Source organism: Acidobacteriota bacterium (assembly GCA_034211275.1).
Taxonomy (GTDB): Bacteria; Acidobacteriota; Thermoanaerobaculia; order Multivoradales; family JAHZIX01; genus JAGQSE01.
The window spans coordinates 1-21,892 of the sequence record JAXHTF010000069.1; the positions used below are offsets into that span (position 1 = coordinate 1).

Sequence of the window (21,892 nt, forward strand, 5' to 3'; positions counted from 1 at the left end):
TTCCACCGAATCTTCGTTCGAAAACCTCGCCGATACCCGCATCGCCTGCGGTTTTCCGGCCTTGATTCGGCGAAAAATTGCTCGCTCTCGCTGGCGTCTGACTTTCACCACGGGCTGCTAGGGCACCAATAGCTCCGCCGCCACGTCGTCCTTCAAGTCCACGGCTTGGCCGAGGAAATAGTTGCGCAATGGCTTGGCCGGGGTCTTGGAGGCGGTGCGTTCGAGCAGATAGGCCTGTTGGAGCTTCTTGATGAGGTCCGGGAACAGGTACCTCTCATCTAAGACCTGATAGGCGTCCTGGGTGTCGAAGGAGGCGAGGTCCGCCAGCCGTTTGGCAGTAGCCGTGCTGAGCTCGCTGATGGCCGCTTCCGAAAGTAGGTTGGAGGCGCGGATATTCTCCAGCACGTTCATCACCCGCAGGAAGGTGGCGATGGCCTCGATCTCGGTGGAAGTGATGTTCGAGCGCAAGCCGCCCGATGGCGAATTGCCGAACTCGTCGGAGTTGTAAAAGCCGATGGCTTCTTCCAGGGTGTTCACCGCGTGGTTGTGGAAGAACGGCCCGGTGTCCACCGCCTCGATGATGGGCTGACTGTTGAAGCGCAGCTCGTTGCCCTCCGCCGGGTCGAAGGAGCCGAAGCCCACGAAGTCGCCGGAGTCGGGATCGAAGAGGGCGGTGGTGCCGAATCCTCCGTCAGGGGCCATGGCGCCGGGATCGATGAGGTCGCCGGGGTGGTCCGGGAGCGACTCGATGCCGATGTCGAAATTGGAGTTGAGCGTCGTACCCGGGTTGTTGGCACCGCCTTGGGCGTGGCAGAAGGTGCAGTTGGCCCGCCCCAGGGCGAATTCCAGGAAGAGCTCCCGGCCGCGCTCTGCCACTGGACTGGCCATGTTGATGGCGGTGAGATCCGGGTTGTCCTGGCGGCCCAGGGCCAGCAGGAAGGCCTCCATGGCGTCGAGCTCGGCGTCCGTGGGCAGCCGGAAGTCGACGCCGGGGATGCGGTCCAGGCTTTGGGTCATGTGCTGGGTGACGGCGCCGATGGGGAATTCCCGCAAGGTGCCGCTGCCGGGGGCGCCGTCGCCGCTCCAGCCGGTGCGCTGCAGCGGCGGAACCGCCTGATTGCCGGGCTCGAGATAGCGCGACAGACCGAGCAGATGCTGCGCCGGCCGCAGCACCGCGTCGTTGGCGAAGCCGTCGGCGTTGACCTTGAACAGGCCTAGCTCGCGCAGCAGCAGGGGGTTCTCTAGATCCGCCAGCGCCGGTACCTGCTCGGCGATAAAGAGGGGGTCGTCGTCGTCCAGCTTGGCGATGAAGCGCGGATCGACGGTGAAGTTGTTCTCCGCCGGGTGGCAGCTGGCGCAGGTGCGGCCGTTGCCGTTGAAGGTCTCGTTGAAGAACAGCTCAGCGCCCTCGGCGATGAGGGGATCGAGGCTGTTGAAAGGAGTGTCGGCAAAAGCCGGCCTTGGGGCCAGAGCCAGGGGGGCCAGAGCCAGGGTGCCGTCTTCGGCCTGGGCCATCTGCCGTTCGCCCCAAATGTACATGCGTTCGAACAGTCGCGGCGCACCGGTGAGGGCGACTCCTTGGTCCGGCGTGACGCCACCGCGGGTGAGCACCACCAGGTCAATCTCGAAATCGTCGAAGAAGCCCGGCTCGAGGCTGGCTTCGAGGCGAGCGGTGACGCCGTCGTCCTGGAGCTCGCCCAGGCGCTGGAAGCGGTCCCCGGTCTCGGGCATCACGGACTGGCCCGGTCCCGGCTGGTTGTCCACTATCCACAGGTCCCAGACGCTGCCGGCGGGCAAACCCGGAACCTCCGCCGTCACCCGGGCCTCTGGGATGTCGAAGCGGGTGATGCCGCGGGCCGCCACATATTCGTTGGACAGGCCCTTGGCCCAGCCTACGGGAATCACCAGGCGGTTGTTGCCGCCGTTGGCTTCGAAGCCTTCGGACCATTGGAGATAGCGAGCTTGAAGAACTCCGGAATCGGCGAGCTGCACCTCCGCTTCCTGAATCGGCGCCACCTCCGGGGCGGAGCCGAAGAGCCAGAAGAAACCGAGAACCAAAGCGCCTGCCAATATCCAAAGACCTCTCGAAGGGATTCTCTTCACCACTACCTCCTTCTCCCAATCGGGATTCCGCAGCATCTCTCCACGGGCATAGTTTCTTGGCCCACCTCTTCAGTAATCCAGCAGCGGGAGAGCCACGGTGGGCTGACTCCTTGCTACTCGATGGAGCTCGATGGCCTTGCAGAGGCTCCGATTTGGAGCACTACTGCCTTGAATCTTTGCCTCGGCGAATCAGTGGTTAGAGGCTACAACAATTATCGATTGTTGTGTTAACAATCAATTTTTGACTTTGCTCATGTTCGCCTAGGTGCCAGGGTGCAATTGTGGATTGCTTCATCGAAGCCAGGCGTAGCCGACTTTGAGGAAGAAACTGCGGCTGCGCTGGGTGAGATCGACGGATTCACTGCCCTCGGAGAGATCGGAGTAGCCCGCCAGGATGACGGTCTGGGGGTTGAGCTTGTAGGAGAAGAGGAATTGGGTGAACAGCTCTTCCTCCGACGGGGCCAGGGGGATGCCGGGGTTGTAGAGGGTGAGCTCCCGCTCCACGTCCCGATATTGGAGGATCGCCCGTAGGAAGGTCCGGCGGTTGAAGTGATAGCGCAGCGTGGTCTGGGTGAGCTTGGCGTCGAGAAAGAGGTCGCCGCCGACGGAGAAGCGCTCCCAGGTGTGTTGCAGCTGGCCGGAGATGCGCTGGCCGAGATTGAAGTCCACCGTCGGCTCGACGCGCCGGAAGTCCGCCTGGCGCACGTTCACCGTGTCGATGATCTCGCCGCCGCGCAGGAAGAGCTCGGCCCGCAGGTCGGCGTTGGGCCGGATGGAGGCGCGGATGTCGCCGCGCACGTTGTCCAGCTCGACTCCGCGGAACACTTCCTTGTTCGGGCGGACGCCGGCGGCGATGTGGGTCTGGTACGGCCCCTGGTAGACGAACTCGAAGTTGAAGCCTTGCTCCGACAGATCTCCGTTCTGGCGCTGGATGCGGATGCCGTTGACCCGGGCTTCCAGGCGGCTGAACCAGCTGTCGGAGGAGCCCCAGAATTGCCGAATGACGTCGAAGAAGGCCTGTTCGGTGCCGGCCCGGGGGACGAAGCCGCTGTCCGCCCGGAAGCCTTCGTCGATGACCTGGGCGTTGGTGCGCCAGAACCAGTTGCGGTCGCCGTGGCGGTAGTCCAGCTGCCAGGCGTAGCCGCTGAAGCGGTCCTCGGGCTGGCGGTTGCGCGCCGCCACCGCCAGCGGGTATTCGGTGTTGGAGCCCAGGGCCTGGAATTGCACCGTGTCCGAAGCGGTGATGCGCAGCACTCCGTCGAGACCGTAGACGTGGTTGGAGTAGTCGTCCCCCTGGCGGCCGGTGTAGAGGGTGCCGAGGGTAGAGCGCTGGCCCAGATCCTGCCGATAGCGCAGCACCGCGCTGGTGACCTCGTCGTCGATGGAGTCGAAGCCGGAGCTTTCGAAGCCGGGGAAGATCAAGTTGTTGATCTGGTCCTCGGCGACGAAAGCCCCGAAGGCGCCGCGGCCGGCTTTGCCGCTGGCTTTGAGGCCGAAAGAGGGATCGGCGACGGTACGGGTGAAGACCGCCTGCAGGGGGGTGGCGAAGAAGTCGGCGCCCTCGAGAAAGAAGGGACGTTTTTCGGGAAAGAAGAGGGCGAAGCGCTCGTTGACGTCGAGCTGGGCGACGTCCGCCTCCACCTGCGAGAAATCGGGGTTGATGGTGGCGTTGAGGGTGACGCTGGGGGTGACGCCCCAGCGCACCGTGAGGCCGGGATCCAGGTCCTCGTCGCCGGACTCCAGATCGGCACCGGGGGCGGGCCGGGCGTCGGTACGGGTGGAGGTGAGGGTGGGAACGATCTCCAGGTTGTTGCCGGTCTCCAGATTCTCGAAGCCGGTGATCCGGCCTAGCTGGCAGACCTCGCAGTCGAGCTCCCGCTGATTGGGCTGGGAGCGCAGCTCGTGGACCACCGAGCGCGGATAGGAGCGGGTGGCCAGGAAGCCCCAGGTCTGGATCTCGCCACCGGAAGGAAAGCGCAGGGCGCGAAAGGGTACGGCGATCTCCACCGTGTAGCCGTCGGGGACCAGCCGGCCGGCGGAGTCCCAGATGGTGTCCCAGGAGGCGTCCTCGCTGCGGTCGACGTCGCTGACCACCGCGTCGAATTGCACCCCCAGAGGATTGACCCGAAAGGAGAAGGCCCGCCGGCGGTCGTTGAACGTGTCGACGAGGAATCCGACGCTGTCGTCCGGCAGCTCCGTATCCCGATCCGCCAGATGCAGGCGGATCTTCTCCGGTTCGGGATCGTAGGCGTGAAAGGCGACGTACAGGCGCTCGTCGTCGAAGGTCACCAAGCAGTCCGTAGCCACCGGCGGTGGAGCATTGTCCGCCGGGATCCACTCGTGGGTGATGGGAATCACCGCCGCGGACTGCCAGGCGGCTTCGTCCAAGTTGCCGTCGACCCGCACGGGGGAGGTGGCCCGCCGCAGCTGAACCGCTTCTCGAATCGCTTCCTGACCCTCCTCCTGGACCTCTTCGGTGGCGGCCTTCGGGGGCGCTGCTTCCTGGGCATGGACCCAGCCGGTGGCGAGCAAGAGCAGGGCGGATCCAATGGCTCCCAATGACTGCATCGATCCCTCCGTCGATCAACCTCGTCCAGTATCGAGAGGGGACCGAAAGGGGCAGTTTCGACCCGGTCCCGCCTCTGAAGGAGGCTCAAAAATCAAAAAACCTAGTGGCAACGGTTAATTGTTGTTATTGAACAAAAACACATCTCACTATATAGTAATCATGATTTTAGTGGTCCGAAATTGCGGATTTTGCGTCCATCGAAGTTGCATAGGAGGCTTCGCAAGGCGATCGGGAGATCTGTATCCGCAGGCCCCGAGCCGCATCGGGCCATGACTTCCAATCGCTTCGAGGAGTCGAGTTCATGAGCTATGGGGTGGAGGATGGTGCATGCAGAGGAACGCCGGATCCGGTGGGATCCCGCGAAGGGTCCGAGATTCTCTGTTTCCACCAGATCTTCGAGCAACAGGCGGAGCGCCACCGGGAGGCTCCGGCTCTCCGCTACCGTGGTAGCGCAGGCCCCTGCACTCTGACCTACGGAGACCTCGACGCCCGCTGCAATCGACTGGCGCGGGGCCTGCGGACCGCCGGGGTCGGGCCGGAGACGGTGGTGGCCTTGGCGGCGGAGCGAGGCCCCGAGCTGATGGTGGGAATGCTGGCGGTGCTCAAAGCCGGCGGCGCCTTCCTGCCCCTGGATCCAGGGCATCCTGACGAGCGTCTGACCTATCAGCTGCGTGACTCCGGAGCCGGCTTCGCCCTCGTCACTGGCGACGTGGCCCAGCGCCTCACCGCGGCGGCGGTGCAGCTCCTGGACCTCGGCGAGCTAGAGCAGCAAGCCCGGTCGCAGCCCGAGGACGCGGTGGTCTCCGGGGTGCTGCCGGCCCATCTCGCCTACCTGATCTACACCTCCGGCTCCACCGGCCGGCCCAAGGGCGTCATGGTGCCCCACCTCGGCCTGGGCACGCTGTGCGCGGCTCAGCGCCGGCGGTTTGGAGCGGGGCCGGGGAAGCGGGTTCTGCAGTGGGCACCGCCGAGCTTCGACGCTTCCGTTTTCGAAATCCTCATGGCCCTCGGTGCCGGCGCCTGCCTGGTGCTGGCGGATCGCCAAACCTTGATGCCCGGTCCGCAGCTGTTGCGCCTGCTGGAAACCGAAGAGATCACCCATTGGACGGTGCCGCCGTCGGTGCTGGCGGCGGTGGATAGCGGCGACACCAGCGCCCGCCTCGGCAAGCTGGAGAATCTGGTCTGTGCCGGCGAGGCGCTACCGGCGGCACTGGCGGCGGCCTGGGCCGGCGGCCGGCGGTTGTGGAACGCCTATGGCCCCACCGAGGCGACGGTTTGGTCTTCCGTGGCCCGCTGCACCACCGGGCGAAGGCCCACCCTCGGCAATGCCTTGGAAGGGGTGAGCCTGGCGGTGGCCACACCGGCCCTGACGCCGGTGGCGGAAGGCGAGGTGGGGGAGCTGCTCATCGGTGGCCTCACCCTGGCCCGAGGGTATTTGGGCCGACCGGCGCTCACCGCTGAGCGCTTCGTGCCGGATGCGTTGGCGGAGGAGCCGGGAAGGCGTCGCTACCGTAGTGGCGACGCCGTGCGGCGGCTGGAGAACGGCGAGCTGGACTTCGTCGGCCGGGTGGATCATCAGATCAAGATCCGCGGTCAGCGCATCGAGCCCGGTGAGGTGGAGGCGGTGCTGGACCGCCATCCCTCGGTGCGCCGGACCTACGCCATGGCGCGGCAGGATGGTGGCGGCGAGCCCCGGCTGGTGGCCTATCTGGTGCTGCATCTGGATCATCCAGTCGCAGGTCACGAGGTCGAGAGCGCCGCTGCCTGGGCGGACGAGCATTTGCCCGGAGCCATGGTGCCCAGCGCCTTCGTGGTGCTCGAGGAGCTGCCCCTGACCCACAACGGCAAGGTGGATCGGGACGCCTTGCCGGCGCCGTCGGCGGCGGATTTCGCCGGGCGGTCCCAGCCTGGCTTGGAGGGTGGGGAAGAGGACCGGGCCACGGCGCCGCGGAATCCGGTGGAGTCGGCTCTGGTGGAGATCTGCAGCGAGCTGTGGGGACTGCCGGAGCTGGGGATCCACGACGATCTGCTGGCCCTCGGCGGTCACTCGCTGCTCATCGGTCAGCTGGCGGCGCGGGTGCGGGCCGGGTTTGGCGTCGACGTCAGCCTCCAGGAGATCTTCACCCAACCCACCGTGGCAGGGCTGGCGACCGTGGTACGGGGCGGTGGCGCCGGCCTCCAGCTGCCGCCCATCGAGCCGGCGCCGGAGGGGAAGCCGGCGCCCCTCTCCTTTCCCATGGAGCGGGTGTGGTTTCTCGATCAGCTGGCACCCGGCAACGTCGCCTACAACTCCCAGGCCAGCTTCACCTACCACGGGCCGCTGCAGCCCCGCGTTTACCAGCAGGTGCTGACGGAGGTGGTGCGCCGCCACGAGGTCTTCCGTTCGCGCTTTCCGGCGGTGGACGGCAGCCCGGTGCAGATCGTCGAGGAGCCCATGGTGGTGCCATTGCCCCTGCTGGACCTCCGGCGGCTGCCGGAGGCAGTGCGCCACGAGGAGTCCGAGCGCCTGGTGCGCCGGGCGCTTCAGGAGCCCTTCGATCTGCTCTCGCCGCCGCTGGCGCGGTGGGTTCTGCTGCGCCACGGCCGAGAGCACCACGTGTTGATTCAGGTGGAGCATCACTTCGTCCACGACGGCTGGGCCTTCGCCCAGCTGCTGAAGGAAACCAAGGCCCTGTACCCGGCCTTCGCCGCCGGCGAGCCGTCGCCGCTGGAACCGCCGCCGGTACAGATGCGGGATTTCGCCCTCTGGCAGCGCCAGTGGATGCGCGGCGAGGTGCTGGAGGAGTATCTGGACTTCTTCACCCGCATGCTGGAGGGCAGCCCCCCGGCGCTGGAGCTACCCACCGACCTGCCCCGGCCGCCGATGCAGAGTTTCCGCGGCGACGCCGTGCGGGTGGACGTGCCGGAGGATCTGGCGGAGGCCCTGCGGGCGATGGTGCGGAGCCGGTCCACCACCCTCTTCATCAGCATGTTGGCGGCTTTCAAGGTGCTGCTGTGGCGGTATAGCGGACAGCTGGATCTGCTCATCGGCACCGCCGCCGCCAACCGCCGCCTCAAAGAGGTGGAGCTGATGCTGGGGATGGTGGTCAACACCCTGGTGCTGCGAACCCGCTTGACCCCTCAGATGCCCTACACGGCGCTGCTCCAGAGTCTGCGCAACAACGCCCTGGGGGCTTTCGCCTATCAGGACATGCCCTTGGACAAATTGGTGGAGCGGCTGGACCCGGACCGCGACCTGAGCCGCAATCCGTTGTTCCAGGCCATGTTCAGCTTCCACGATTCGCCGGTGCCGGAGCCCGAGTTTGGCGGCCTCCGGGGCGAGCTGCTGGAGCGCCACAACGGCTCCGCCAAGTCCGACCTCAACGTGGTGGCCATCCCGCGGGCGGAGCAGCGCATCTCCCGCCGCGCCGACGGTGGGCACCACGGCGCCATCACCCTGATTTGGGAGTACTGCACCGATCTCTTCCAGCGCTCCACCATGGAGCGCATGGTGGAGCACTATTTTCAGCTGCTGCGCAGCGCCGTGGCCAATCCCGACGCCCCCCTGGAGACCCTGAGCCTGCTCGCCGACGAGGAGCGGCAGCAGATTCTGGTGCTCGGCCAGGGGGGCCGCCGGGAGCTTTCTCAGCGCTCGCTGAATCAGCTCTTCGAGGCGCGGGCGGAAGAACGGCCGGAGGCCTTGGCGGTGAGTGACGGGGAGAGGAGCTGGTCCTACGGTGAGCTGGAGGAGCGTTCCAACCGCCTGGCCCGCTGGCTGCGCCGCCACGGCGTCGGCCACGGGGTGCTGGTGGGATTGTGTCTGCCCCGGGGGGTTCACCTGCCGCTGGGGGCTTTGGCCTCCCTCAAGGCCGGTGGTGCCTACCTACCGCTGGATCCCCAGCATCCTTCGGAACGCATCGCCTACGCTCTGGAGGATTCCGGCGTGCGGGTGTTGCTCACCGCCGGGGGGGCGGTGCCGGCGGTGGAGGGGGACGTGCTCTGCCTCGATCTGGAGACGGATTGGCATCGAGTGGCGGAGGAGTCGGCGCAACGACCGGCGGTGTCCACCGAGCCGCTGATGCGGGCCTACGTCATCTACACCTCAGGCTCCACTGGCCGCCCCAAGGGCACCGAGGTCACCCACCGCGGCGCCATAAACCTGGTGACCTGGCACCTCGAGGCGTTCCAGCTGGGGACCGGTGACCACTGTGCCCTGGTGGCCAGCCCGGCCTTCGACGCCTCGGTCTGGGAGCTGTGGCCGCCGCTGGCCGCCGGCGCTTCGCTGCACGTGCCGCCGTCGGCAGCGCGCACCGACCCGGAGACTCTCTACCGCTGGCTGGCGCAGGCGCAGATCACCGTCACTTTCCTGCCGACGCCGCTGGCGGAGGCGATGTTGGAGGAGGAGGCACCGCCGGGCCTGGCGCTGCGCATCCTGCTGGTGGGCGGGGATCGCCTGCGGCGGGCGCCGCGGCCGGGGCTGCCCTTCCGGCTGATCAACAACTACGGTCCGACGGAGGACGCGGTGGTCACCACCTCCGGCGAGGTGGCCGCCCTGGCTCGCGCCCAGGAGGCCCGGCCGCCGTCCATCGGCCGGGTGCTGCCCAACAAGCGCCTGCTGATCCTCGACCGCCGTCTGTCCCCCGTGCCCCTGGGGGTTCCCGGGGAGCTCTTCATCGGCGGTGCCGGCCTGGCCCGGGGCTATCTCCACCGTCCCGGCCTCACCGCCGACCGGTTTCTGCCGGACCCGTTCCCCAGTGAGGGGAGCGAGCCGGGGGACGGCTCTCGCCCCGGGGGCCGCCTATACCGCACCGGCGACCGGGTGCGCTGGCTGCCCGGGGGGGAGATCGAATTCCTCGGCCGCACGGATCACCAGGTCAAGGTGCGGGGATACCGCATTGAGCTGGGGGAGATCGAGGCGCAGCTGGAGGAGCATCCGCAGGTCCACGCCGCGGTGGTGGTGGCGTTGCCGGGGGCGGCGGGGCTGGCGGCCTTCATCGAGCCGGTGGAGACCGAGGACGGCGAAGTGGATCTGGCCCTCGACCTGCCGGATCGGCTGGCGCAGCACTTGGCCCCGCGGCTGCCGGACTACATGATGCCGGCGGGTTTCGCGGTGGTGGACCAGCTGCCCCTGACCCCCACCGGCAAGGTGGACCGCGGGCGCCTGGCGCAGCGGGCGCCGAAGCTGCAATGGGGGCGGACCGCGGAGCAGGAAGCGGAGCCCCAGGGCGAGACCGAGGAGCTGCTGGCCACGCTGTGGGCCCGGCTCCTGGGGATTCCCCGGGTGGGCCGCCACGACACCTTCTTCGCCCTCGGTGGTCACTCGCTGCTGGCCACCCGGCTGATGGCGCGGGTCACCGAGGCCTTCGGAGTGGATCTGCCGGTGCGGGTGCTCTTCGAGGCGCCGACGGTGGCGCAGTTGGCGGAGCGGGTGGAAGACGCTCACACCGTCGCCAGCGCGCTGCCGGAGATTCCCTTGCGGCCTCTGCCCCGGGACGGCGGCATGCCCATGTCCTTCGCCCAGGAGCGGCTGTGGTTCCTGGACAAGCTCATCGCCCATCCGGCGGCGTACCATATCGCCCGGGCCTGGAGCGTCCAGGGACCGCTGGCGGTGGCCAGCCTTCAGGCAGCGATCCAGGCGTTGGTGAACCGTCACGAGGCCCTTCGTACGCGCTTCGTCGAGACCGGTGGCCGGGTGCTGCAGCAGGTCGAGGACGAGCTGACGGTGACGCTACCGGTGGTGGATTTGTCGGGGCTGCCGCCGGGACCGCGGCGGGCGGTGGCGGATCGCCTGCGGGAGCGGGAGGGGCGCCGTCCCTTCGCCCTCCACCAGCTGCCGCTGATGCGCTGGACGCTGCTACGCCTGGAGCGGGAGGAGCACCACCTTCAGCTCACCCAGCACCACATCACCACCGACGGCCTGTCGGTGGCCATCGTGCTCCACGAGCTGGCGGAGCTCTATGCCGCGATGCAGGATCCGCAGGTGGCGGAGCCGGCGGCCAGGCTGCGGCCCCTGCCGCTGCAGTATGCGGATTTCACGGTGTGGCAACGCCGGCGCCTGGACGAGGCGGCGTTGGAGCAGCTGGTGACCTATTGGCGCCAGGTCTTGGCGGGAGCGCCGGCGGTGCTGGAGCTGCCTCTAGACCATCCCCGGCCGTCGCTGCAAAGTCATCGCGGCGACCTGGTGGCGGTGGCGCTGGATCCGCAGGTGGCCCAAGCGGTGCACCAGCTGGCCCACGACACCGGCACCACCTGCTTCATGACCATGCTGTCCATCTACTCGTCCTTCCTGGCCCGGGTCTCGGGGCAGCGGGAGGTGGTGGTGGGAACGCCGGTGGCGGGGCGGGACCGCTCCGAGCTCGAGGGCCTGGTGGGCCTCTTCGTCAATACCCTGGCGCTGCGCGTCTCCCTGGCGGGGGACCCGACCCCGCGGCAGCTCCTGGACCGGGTCCGCGGCGTGGTCTTGGGAGCTCTGGCTCACCAGGCGCTGCCGGTGGAACGGCTGGTGGAGGAGGTGGCGCCGGACCGCGACCTCAGTCATGCGCCGGTCTTCCAAACCCTCCTGGTGCCGGCGGACCCGGCCATGGACACCCTGCGATTGGGCAGCCTCGCCACCGCCGGCGTGCCGGTGCGCCGGGGCGAGTCCCAATTCGATCTCGCCCTCTTCGTGCGCGAGGACGAGGTCGGGGTCGAGCTCGCCTTGCGCTACGACACGGAGCTTTTCGACCCCACCACGGCGCTGCGCATGGCGGGCCAGCTGCGCACCCTGCTCACCGGCTTCACCGCCGAGCCGGATCTGCCGGTGGGGCGGCTGCCGTTGCTGGCGCCGGCGGAGCGCCAGGCGGTGATCCTGGAATGGAACGATACCGCCGGTGCCTTCCCCGCGGGTCACACCATGCACCGGCTCTTCGAGGAGCAGGTCCAGCGGCAGCCGTCGGCGCCGGCGCTGGTCACCGCCGGTGAGACCCTCGGCTACGGCGAGCTGGATGCTCGGGCCAACCGGCTGGCACATCAGCTGCGGCGCCTGGGAGCCGGCCCCGGAACCCTGGTGGGAGTGCATCTGCCGCGGCGGCCGGCGATGGTGGTGGCGGTGCTGGCGGTGCTCAAATCCGGTGCCGCCTACGTGCCGCTGGAGAGCTCCTGGCCGGCGGAGCGCTGCCGGTGGATCATCGACCACAAAGAGATCGGGGTGTTGATCACCGAATCCCACCGGGTGGCGCCGCTGGACGATCCGGAGCCTCTGCAGGCTCTGGGGCACGTGATCTGTCTGGACGATCCCGGGGAAGGGAGCGCAGCGGAGGGCGTCGCCGGCCCTCAGGAGCGGAGGCTGGTCACCGCCGCCGACGTCGCCGGCTGTAGCGCCGCGGCGCCGGCGCCCTGGGCGGGACCCGAGGATCTGGCCTACATCATCTTCACCTCCGGTTCCACCGGCCGTCCCAAGGGGGTGATGGTGCGCCACCGGCCGGCGGTGAACCTCATCCATTGGGTCAACCGGACCTTCGCCGTCGGGCCTGGGGACCGTGTGCTCTTCACCACCGCCCTGGCCTTCGATCTCTCGGTCTATGACATCTTCGGCATCCTGGGCGCCGGCGGCACCGTGCGGCTGGCGTCGGAGGAGGAGCTGGAGAGTCCCCTGCGGCTGGTGGAGATCCTGCAGCGGGAGGCAATCACCTTCTGGGACTCGGCGCCGGCGGCGTTAGTGCGGCTGGTGCCGCTGCTGCCGGAACGACCGGCGAAGGCGCCGCTACGGCTGGTCTTCCTCTCCGGCGATTGGATTCCGGTGTCCCTGCCGGACCGCCTGCGGCGGGCCTTCCCGGAGGTCCAGGTCATCGGCCTGGGGGGCGCCACCGAAGCCACCATCTGGTCCAATTTCTATCCTGTCGGGGCGGTGGATCCGACCTGGGCCAGCATCCCCTACGGCCGGCCGATTCAGAACGCCCGCTACCACGTGGTGGACCAGAGCTTCGAGCCCTGCCCGGTGGGGGTGGCCGGGGACCTGCTCATCGGTGGCGAAGTGCTGTCCACCGGCTACGCCCAGGAGCCGGCCCTCACCGCTCGACAATACCTGCCGGACGCTTTCGCCGGGCCGGAGGACGCCGGGGGGAGGCTCTACCGCACCGGTGACCGGGCCCGCTTCTGGGCCGACGGAGTGCTCGAGTTCCTCGGCCGCCGGGATACCCAGGTCAAGGTCCGGGGCTACCGCATCGAGCTGGGGGAGATCGAGTCGGTGCTGGCGGAAGCGGCGGGTGACGGTGCGGGGCTTCGGGAGGTGGTGGTACTGGTGCGGGAGGACGTGCCGGGGGATCAGCGGCTGGTGGCCTACTACACCACCACCGGTGCCTCGCCGGCGGATCTCTCCGAGCCCCTGCGGGCCGCCGCCCGGGCCCAGCTGCCGGAATACATGGTGCCCAGCGCCTTCGTTGCCCTGGAGCAATGGCCGCTGACCGCCACCGGCAAGCTCGACCGCAAGGCGCTGCCGTCGCCGGAGCAGGCACGGCAGGTCGAGGGGGCGCCGGCGGCCTCTCCCCGCACCCGCATGGAGACGGTGGTGGCGGAGGTCTGGCGGGACGTCATCGGCGTCGCGGAAGTGGGGCGGGAGGACAATTTCTTCGACCTCGGCGGTCACTCCCTGCTCATCGCCCGAGTCCACGGCCGGCTGGCGGAGGCGCTGGATCGGGACGTGCCCATGGCGGATCTCTTCCGCTATCCCACCGTCGCCACCCTGGCGGCGGCGCTGGCGGGGGTGGAGGAGCCGTTGGAGGCCGCGGAGGTGTCGCCGGCGCCGGCGCAGGACGCCCAGGAGAGCACCGCCATCGCCATCGTGGGCATGGCCGGCCGCTTTGCCGCTGCCGGCGATGTGGAAGAGCTCTGGCGGGCTTTGAGGGAAGGCCGGGAGTTGATCCGGGACTTCTCCGAGGAGGAGCTGCGGGCGGCCGGGGTACCGGAGGAAGTGCTGTCGGATCCCCGCTACGTGCGCCGCCGGGGGGCGGTGGACGACCCCTACCGCTTCGACGCCGGCTTCTTCGAGATCCCGCCGCGGGAGGCGGAGATCGTCGATCCCCAGCAGCGGGCGTTTCTGGAGACCTCCTGGCAGGCGCTGGAGGACGCCGGCTATATCGCTCCGGCCCGGGGGGAGCGCATCGGTGTCTTCGCCGGAGTCAGCGCCAATGGCTATCTGCCGCGGTTGATGGCGGATTCGGATCTGGTGCGCTCGGTGGGGGAGTACGCTCTGCACCTGGGCAACCAGGGGGATTACCTGCCCACCCGAGTCTCCTACCGCCTCGATCTCCACGGTCCCAGCCTCAACGTCCAGACCGCCTGTTCCACCTCGCTGGTGGCGGTGCATCTGGCGAGCCAGAGCCTGCTGCGGGGAGATTGCGAGCTGGCCCTGGCCGGCGGTGTGTGCATCCGCGCCGACGAGCAGCGCGGATACTTCTTCGAGGAGGGGGGCATCGCCTCCCCAGACGGTCATTGCCGAGCTTTCGACGCCGGCGCCGCGGGCACCGTCGGCGGCAGCGGCGTGGGGGTGGTGGTGCTCAAACGGCTCGACCGGGCGGTGGCGGACGGCGACACCGTGCGGGCGGTGATCCTGGGGTCGGCCCTCAACAACGACGGCGCCCGCAAGGTGGGCTTCACTGCCCCCAGCGTCGGCGCTCAGGCGCTGGCCATTCGCCAGGCCCACGCCGCCGCCGGCGTGGAGGCGAAGTCAATCTCCTACGTCGAAGCCCACGGCACCGGCACACCCATGGGGGACCCCATCGAGGTAGCGGCGCTGCGGGAGGCCTTCGGTTCCGACCCGAACCACCTCAACGGCTGCGCCCTGGGGTCGGTGAAGAGCAATCTCGGCCATCTGGACGCCGCCGCCGGCGTCGCCGGCCTGATCAAGACCGTGCTGGCGCTGGAACGGGAGGAGATTCCGCCGACCCTGCACATGGAGGAACCCAATTCGGAGCTGGAGATCCACCGTTCCTCCTTTCGCCTGGCCACCGAGCTGTTGCCCTGGCGCCGGGACGGCAGGCCGCGGCGGGCGGGGGTCAGCTCCTTCGGCATCGGCGGTACCAACGCCCACCTGGTGGTGGAGGAAGCTCCGCCGCCGCCGGCCGGCAGCGAAGGCCGGCCGGTGCAGCTGCTGGTACTTTCCGCCAAGACCCCGGAGGCCTTGGAGCGCATGAGCCAGCGCCTGGCGGCCCATCTGGACCACCGGCTTCCTCTGAGCTCCCGGGAGCTGGCGGATGTCGCCTACACCCTGCAGGTGGGGCGGCGGGCCATGGCCTATCGCCGCACCGTCGTCTGCCGCGACGCCGGCGAGGCGGTGGCGGCGCTACGGGGAGAGGCTCCGGAGCAGGTGTGGACCCGGGAGCGCCGACCTCAGGCGCCGCCGGTGGTACTTCTCCTCTCTGGTCAGGGAGCCCAATATGCCGGCATGGCGGCGAGGCTCTTCCATCACGAGGCGGTCTTTCGGGCTGAGCTGGAGCGCGCCGCGGAGGTGCTGGAGCCGATCCTCGACGTGGGGCTTGAGGAGCTGCTCTTCGGCGCCAGGGGTGACGCCCACTCCCATGCCGAGACCGAGGCTGAGGCCGATCGGCGTCTCGCCGACACCCGCTACACCCAGCCGGTGCTCTTCGCCGTCGAGCACGCTCTGGCGAAGCTCTGGCAGAGCCTGGGGGTCGAGCCCGCGGCGCTGCTGGGGCATTCGGTGGGGGAGTATGTGGCGGCGACCCTCGCCGGGGTCTTTCGCTTCGAGGACGCGCTGCGGCTGGTGGCGCTGCGGGGCTCGCTGATGGCCGAGATGCCCGCTGGCGCCATGCTCTCGGCGGAGCTGTCGGAGGCGGAGCTGCAGCCTCTGCTGGAGGAGCACGGCCTGGAGCTGGCGGCGGTCAACGGCCCCCGGGCCTGCGTCGCCAGCGGGGACGAGGCGGCGGTGGCGGCGCTGGAAGAGCGGCTCCAGGAGGGCGGCGTCTCCTGCCGCCGTCTGACCACCTCCCACGCCTTCCATAGCCGCTCCATGGAAGCGGCGGCGGAGGACTTCGTCTTCGAGGTCATGGCGGTGGAGCGACAGGAGCCGCGGTTGCCGGTGCTGTCCAACGTCACCGGCCGCTGGCTCACCGCCGAGCAGGCCCTGGACCCGGAATATTGGGCCGACCAGCTGCGCCGCACGGTGCGCTTCGGCGACGGACTGAACCTCTTGCTGGAGGAGCCCGGTGGGGCCGAGTCCGACTCCCCGGCGACGCTGGCGAACCCGGGGCTCCTGGAAGCCCCATTGCTCTTGGAAGTGGGCCCCGGCCGCCAGCTGGCGACCTTGGCGCGGCGTCATCCCCGGGCTTCGTCGGCGGTGTTGATCCAGACCTCGCTGCCCCACCCGCGGCAGCGGAAGGAGGATCTGGAAGCCTGGACCACCGCCATCGGCCGGCTGTGGGCGGTGGGGGTGGAGGTCTCCTGGACCGGCTACTACGCGGAGGAACGGCGGCGGCGAGTGCCCCTGCCGACCTACCCCTTCGCCGGTGGGGAGTATCGCGCCGGAGCCAGTGCTCGTGTCGGCGCCAACGGTGCCTCACCGGGACCGGCGGCGATGCCGGCTCCTGCCGAGCCTCCCGCTGGGGCGCCGGAGGAACCCACCTCCCAAACCTACGGCTCAGCCACCGAGGCGGCCATCGCCGGCATCTGGCAAGAGATGCTCGGGGTCGACACCGTCGGCCCCGGGGACGACTTCTTCGAGCTCGGCGGCAGCTCCCTGATGGCCATCCGCCTGGGAGCGCGGCTGGAGGAGGAGCTGAACGCCAGCCTCCCCGCCAGCGCGGTGCTCGAAAGCTCCAGCCTGCGCGGTCTGGCCCGCCGGGTGGAGGCGGCCGCCGGAAGCGCTGAGGTGGCTCCTGCCAGCTGTCTCGTACTCCTCGGTGCCGACGCTGGGGAAGGAGAGAGCCCCCTCTTCCTGGTGCACCAGGTGGGCGGTCAGGCCTTCACGTTTCGGTCCTTGGGCCGCTCCTTGACCCGCGCTCTGACAGCAGTCCCCGGCGGCAGCCCGCCGCTCTACGCCTTCCGCTCCCTGGGGTTGGAGTCGGGGGAGGAGCCTCTGACCTCCATCGAGGCGATGGCGGAGCATTACCTGAGTCTGCTGCGAGAGCGCCAGCCCGCCGGCCCCTACCGCCTGGGAGGAGCGTCCATGGGCGGGATGGTGGCCTACGAGCTGGCTCAGCGCCTGTTGGCGGATGGAGAAGACGTGGAGCTGCTGGCCCTCTTCGACACCCCGTGCCTGGACCAGATGCCACCCCGGGAGGACGAGGCGGCGGCGCTGGCGGCGGTCTTCGCCGGCCAGACCGGCAGTGCTCCGGAAGTCGAGGAGCTGCGCGCCCTCGAAGGCTTCGAGGCCCGCTTCGAGGCGGCCTGGAATGCGGCGCGGGACCAGCTCGGAGAGGACGCTCGGCTGGATCGGGAGGCTTTGCTGCGCTCGGCGCGGGTGCTGTTGGCCAACGCCGCGGCGCTCTACGGGTACGAGCCGCAGCCCCTGGACGGCTCCGCCGTGCTGCTGCGGGCGCAGGAGCGCCGGCCGGGAGATCCGCCGCGGCCGGAGCTGGCCTGGATCCAGCTGGTGCGCGGTGGCCTCGACTTCGTGGTCACTCCCGGACACCACCTGACCATGCACGAACCACCCCACGTGGCCACCGTGGCGCAGCAGCTGGCCCGCCGGCTGGTTCCCCTGCCGGGACAGGGTTGAGGCCGGCGGCCGGCAGTCGCATCGGCGCCCGCAGCTTCGAGGCCCGCTGCTAGAGGATCCCATGAGATCGATTTCGCTGAAACCCTGGAGAGTTTCCCCCTGAGAGGAGAACACCGGTCATGACCCATTCCCTTCCGTCCCGCGCCCGCCGCCGTTTTGTCGCGCCGCACTCCGCGCTGCTTTGGGCTGCGCTGCTGTGCGCCGCGCTGCTGGTGGCCCTGCCCGCTCATTCCCAATCTGAAGCCCCATCCGAGACCCCATCCGCCGATCCTCTAGCTCCGACCCTGGAGGGGATCTGGCAGGGTTGGATCGTCTACGCCGAAGGGGAGATCGAGCTCGACATGCTGGTGGAGCTGGCCTCCGGCGAGGAGGGCGTGATGGGGGGCAATATCGACATCCCGAGTCAGCGCATGGAGTTCTACCCCCTGACCACCGTCGAGCAGGACGGCACTCAGGTGACGCTGGAATTCTTCCGCGACTCCGAACGCACCAAGAACGCCCGCTATCTCTTCGAAGGCGAGGTAAAGGACGGCGGGAGCCGCATCGAGGGCATGTTCACCGGCTGGTACGACGACGATGGCCGCAACCACGTGCCCTTCGTGCTGGAGCGTACCGGCGAAGCCTTCGACCCGCGGCCGGAGCGCACTACGGCGGTGGTGGAGTCCCTGGCGGATTCCGGCGACGAGCTGCGGGAACGCTTCAATCAGGACGCCGACAAGGTGCGGTTGATGGTGCTGCTGTCGCCGAAATGCGGGATCTGCCTGGCCAGCGCCCGGGTCATTCAGCGCTACGTGATGCACGACATCGAGAGCGACGATCTGGCTCTCTACCTGGTGTGGGGGCCGATGCTCGGCGGCGAGGAGCGCCAGGATGCGAAGGAGGCCACCGCCTTCCTGCCGGACTCTCGGGTGGTGCATTATTGGACCCCCGCCCACGATCTGGCGGCTCAGGTGTCCAAGCCCCTGGAGCTCGGGGAAGAGCTGGCCTGGGATACCTTCCTGCTCTACGCCCCGGGCACCCGCTGGGCCGAAGGACCGCCGCCGGCGCCTTCCTCCTTCATGCACGTCGGCCGCTCCCTCCCCGCCGAGCGCCGGTTCAACGGCAAGACTCTGGCCGCGGAGATCCGTGGTTTGCTCGCCGAGGAAGACTCCGAGCCCGCCGGTGGGGGAGAGGGCCGGTGACGCGGATCGCCGGGCTTCGGTAGGGGTGAATCCGGCGGTGGAAGCTGCCGACGGCTCAGGAAGCCCGGCGGGTGCTGAGCTCCTTCGCCGGCACTCCGGCGACGGTGGCGCCGGCGGGGACGTCTTCGAGCACCACCGCACCGGCGGCGACCATGGCGTCGTCGCCGACGGCGATTCCGCCCAACAGGGTAGCCCGGGCCCCCAAGGTCACGCGATCCCCGACCTTGGGGCAGGCGAGCTCGTCGAAGCGTGCCTCACCGAGGGTGACGCCCTGGAGCAGCGTGCAATCCTCGCCGAGGACGGCGGTGCCGCCGATGACGATGCCGAGACCGTGGGGAATGAGGCAGCCGCCGCCGATTTCCGCCCGGGGCAGGATGTCGACGCCACAGAAGGCGACGGAAAGGCGGCGGCAGAGCGCTGGCAGGGCGGGGATGCGGCGGCTCACGGCGGCGTGAGCCAGCCGGTGCAGCAGCAGCGCCTGAAAGCCGGCGTCGAAGCAAAGAACGTCCAGAAGCGCCCGCAGCGGGCTCCAACCCTTGATCGTCCGCAGCCGGTGGAAGTCCCGGCGCAGGCGGCCCCAGTCGCCGGTGGCGGCCACCTCCTCAGTCCTCCCCGTCTTCCTGCTCCCGGAGCTCGTCCGCCGTCACCGCCGCCAGACCGGCATTGAGGAAGGCCAGTTGCAGGCGCATTTGGTCTCTCAGGGGCATGGGGCGGATGCCGTAGGCTTCCGCTTCGCCGCGAAAGTCTTGCGGCGACAGCTGCCGCAGCCGTTGCTGGGCCCAGGCGAGGAATCGATTGCGCGGCTCGGTGCCGCCGGCGGGGTTGGGTGGACCGTCGGAGCCCCCCGGCTGGGGTTCGTTCCCCGGCGGCGGCACCAGGAAGAGGGGCATCTCGGAGACCAGGGTCAGGGGATCGCCGCCCAGGGAGCGCACCAGCTCCATGGACGAGGGCTGGAAGAGAGCAGCGGTTTCCGCTTCGCCGCGGCCGATGAAGTAGGCGGCCATGGCCCGGGAGTCAGGGCGGGTGGAAAAGCCCGGGGCGATGCGCCGGAAACCCTTCTCGCCCTGACGGTCCACGTCGTGGAGGCCGTAGCCCATGGCCTCCACCCGCTCCGTCAGCTGCCGCTGCATATCCTCGGTCCGATCGACCCAATCCGGCTCCAGCAGAAACCACGGTCCCTGGGCAAAGGCCATGCTGTGGAGGCTGGCGTGGAGGTGGAAGGGACTGCCGGCGCCGAGGAGGAAGCGGGTCACCGCCAGGTTCTCCGGCCGCAGCTCGTCCGCGTCCTCCAGCTCGCCGTCGTCACTCACCTCCGGATAGCCCCACTCCATGTCGTCCCCCGGGGGTTCCCGGCTGACCCCTTCCAGGTAGGCGGCCAGGTCGTAGCCTTGATCGTCTTCTCCCCGATGGTCTTTCGCCGCCACGAGCTCTCCGCTCCACGGCCGGTTGGCGGCCTCGCCGTCGGGGTTGACGTGGGGAACGATGTACCAGGTGGCGGCGGTGAGGGGGTGGGCGGTGATGGGGAGCTCGTCGAGGTAGCTGACCAGGCGCCGGAGCAGCTCCGGCCCCACCGGCTCGTCGGCGTGACTACCCGCCAGCAGGCTGATGCGCAACGGCCCGGAGCCGAAGCGGTAGCCGTGGATGGGGCGATCCTGACGCGACCGGCCGAGCACCTGGGCTCGCTCCACCGGCGGTGCGGCGGCGGTGGACAGAACCTCCTCGATGGGTAGTTGCAGCGGCATCAGAACGTCTTCGCAGCGCCTAGGCGGCGTCGTCCGAGGGAGATTCCGGAGAGGATTGGGCGGTGGACTTCTTCGGTGGACCGGGGAAGAAAGCGTTGGTGCGTTCGACGTAGTCCCGGTACTTGGGCCGGGTCTTGGAGAGCTTCTTCTCCAGCAGGGCGACGCCGGAGACCTTGAGCAGGAAGATGCTCATGACCAGGGGGCTGAGCACCGTCATCCAGCCTTGGGGGGTGGCCAGGGCGATACAGAAATAGCCCCACCAGACCATGAAGTCTCCGAAGTAGTTGGGATGGCGGGTGTAGCGCCACAGACCGGAATCGAGGACCTTCCCCTGATTCGACGGGTCCGCCTTGAAACGGCTCAGCTGCCAGTCGCCGACGCTTTCGAAGACGAAGCCCACCAGCCAGAGCAGCACCCCCAGGGCGTCGAGCCAGGTGAGCCGTTGGGGGGTGTCCGAGAGGACCGCTACCTGCAGCGTGAGGGAGATGAACCACAGCAACACCCCCTGGAAGAGGAAGATGGTGCCGAGGCTGACCAGTGGGAAGCTCTTGCCCCAGTGATCCCGCATCTTGCGGTAGCGGTAGTCTTCCTCGCCGTGGTCGAGGTTGCGCCACAAGAGGTAAATCCCCAACCGCAGGCTCCACACCGCCACCAGGGCCAGCAGAAGCCAGCCCCGGGGGGCGTAGCCGGTGCCCTCCAGATGGGCCACCCCCGCCGCCAGCAGAAAGCCGGGACCCCAGAAGGCGTCCACGATGCTGACGTCTCGGCGTACCAGGCTGATCAGCCAGAGCACGATCATGACCGCCAGCACGGCGGCGAGGGATTGGAGATAGATCATCGGTACTAGCAGCGAGTTTCTTCAGCTCCCGGGGTCGCTATTTGCGCCGCCAGCTGCCGTCCGGCTCCTGGATCCAGGTGCCCCGATCGGCCTTCTGGCGCAGCGTCTCGGCATAGGTGCGGCGGATCTGCGGCAGCTGGGACATCTCGGCGCCGGTGGCGGCGGCGATCTCCTCGAACATGCGGTCGCGGTCGCCGTTCTCGGCCTTCACCAGCCGTTGTACCTCGGCGCGCTGACGCAGGTCCAGATCTTCCAGGCTGCGGATCTCCAGCAGCGCCTGGTTGTTCTCTCCCAGGACGCCGGATTGCAGGTAGTTGCGGATCTCCGGCAGGCGCTGGGCGCGGCTTTGAATGATCCTCCGGATCGCCGGGTTGCTGATCTCCGGTGCCGCTACCTCGTCCGCAGCCAGGGCCTGGGAGGCGGGGAGCAGGTGCAGCAGCCAGCCCGCCGGCGAGATCCGGGCACCTGCTCCGGAAGTCTCAGCTCCGGAAGTCTCGGCTCCGGAGCTCTCCGGATTGGCAGCTTCAGCCTCCGAGGGCTCCAGGTCCGAGGGCTCGGCGACGGTGCCGTCGTCCTGGGCGGCCTGCTCTTCCACCGCATCCTCGATCTGCTCGGAGAGCTCTCGGACTTTCTCTTCCGGGAAGTAGACGTTGATGGTGACGCAGGCGGCGAGGACCACGGTGGCGAGAGCGGCGGTGATCAAGAGCAAGGGGGTCGAGCGCTTCATGGTGAGGATCTCCTGGGTGTGGGTCTCGGGAGCCCCTTTGCAGC

At 68.9% G+C, this 21,892-nt stretch carries 8 protein-coding genes; 2 read left to right on the plus strand and 6 right to left on the minus strand.

Features of this window, described 5'->3' with window-relative positions:
* Positions 1 to 117 precede the first annotated feature (117 nt).
* Both SX243_12480 and SX243_12485 read right to left on the minus strand, forming a co-directional pair.
* On the minus strand, positions 118 to 2,058 hold the full coding sequence (locus SX243_12480; protein ID MDY7093779.1) for a hypothetical protein: 1,941 nt from the start codon (positions 2,056 to 2,058) through the stop codon (positions 118 to 120).
* A gap of 336 nt (positions 2,059 to 2,394) precedes the next feature.
* On the minus strand, positions 2,395 to 4,671 hold the full coding sequence (locus SX243_12485; GenBank protein MDY7093780.1) for a DUF5916 domain-containing protein: 2,277 nt from the start codon (positions 4,669 to 4,671) through the stop codon (positions 2,395 to 2,397).
* A 302-nt stretch (positions 4,672 to 4,973) separates the two neighbouring features.
* Between SX243_12485 and SX243_12490 the strand changes: the two genes are divergently transcribed.
* On the plus strand, positions 4,974 to 17,360 hold the full coding sequence (locus tag SX243_12490) for an amino acid adenylation domain-containing protein (GenBank protein ID MDY7093781.1): 12,387 nt from the start codon (positions 4,974 to 4,976) through the stop codon (positions 17,358 to 17,360).
* 119 nt (positions 17,361 to 17,479) lie between these two features.
* Positions 17,480 to 18,541 (plus strand): hypothetical protein, encoded by a 1,062-nt coding sequence (locus SX243_12495; GenBank protein MDY7093782.1) that lies wholly within the window; start codon positions 17,480 to 17,482, stop codon positions 18,539 to 18,541.
* Positions 18,542 to 18,596: 55 nt separating this feature from the next.
* On the opposite strand, the gene SX243_12500 is transcribed toward SX243_12495, so the two are convergent.
* Genes SX243_12500 through SX243_12515 form a run of 4 tightly spaced genes read right to left on the minus strand, consistent with a single transcriptional unit; the run spans position 18,597 to position 21,848 of the window.
* On the minus strand, positions 18,597 to 19,139 hold the full coding sequence (locus tag SX243_12500) for a serine O-acetyltransferase (protein ID MDY7093783.1): 543 nt from the start codon (positions 19,137 to 19,139) through the stop codon (positions 18,597 to 18,599).
* A 4-nt stretch (positions 19,140 to 19,143) separates the two neighbouring features.
* Positions 19,144 to 20,283 carry a M14 family zinc carboxypeptidase gene (locus SX243_12505; GenBank protein ID MDY7093784.1) on the minus strand — a complete coding sequence of 380 codons (1,140 nt, stop codon included), beginning with the start codon at positions 20,281 to 20,283 and terminating at the stop codon, positions 19,144 to 19,146.
* Positions 20,284 to 20,302: 19 nt separating this feature from the next.
* The gene (locus SX243_12510) at positions 20,303 to 21,121 is read right to left on the minus strand and encodes a DUF1295 domain-containing protein (GenBank protein ID MDY7093785.1); all 819 of its coding nucleotides are present in this window, start codon (positions 21,119 to 21,121) and stop codon (positions 20,303 to 20,305) included.
* Positions 21,122 to 21,158: 37 nt separating this feature from the next.
* The gene (locus tag SX243_12515; GenBank protein MDY7093786.1) at positions 21,159 to 21,848 is read right to left on the minus strand and encodes a DUF1318 domain-containing protein; all 690 of its coding nucleotides are present in this window, start codon (positions 21,846 to 21,848) and stop codon (positions 21,159 to 21,161) included.
* Positions 21,849 to 21,892 lie beyond the last annotated feature (44 nt).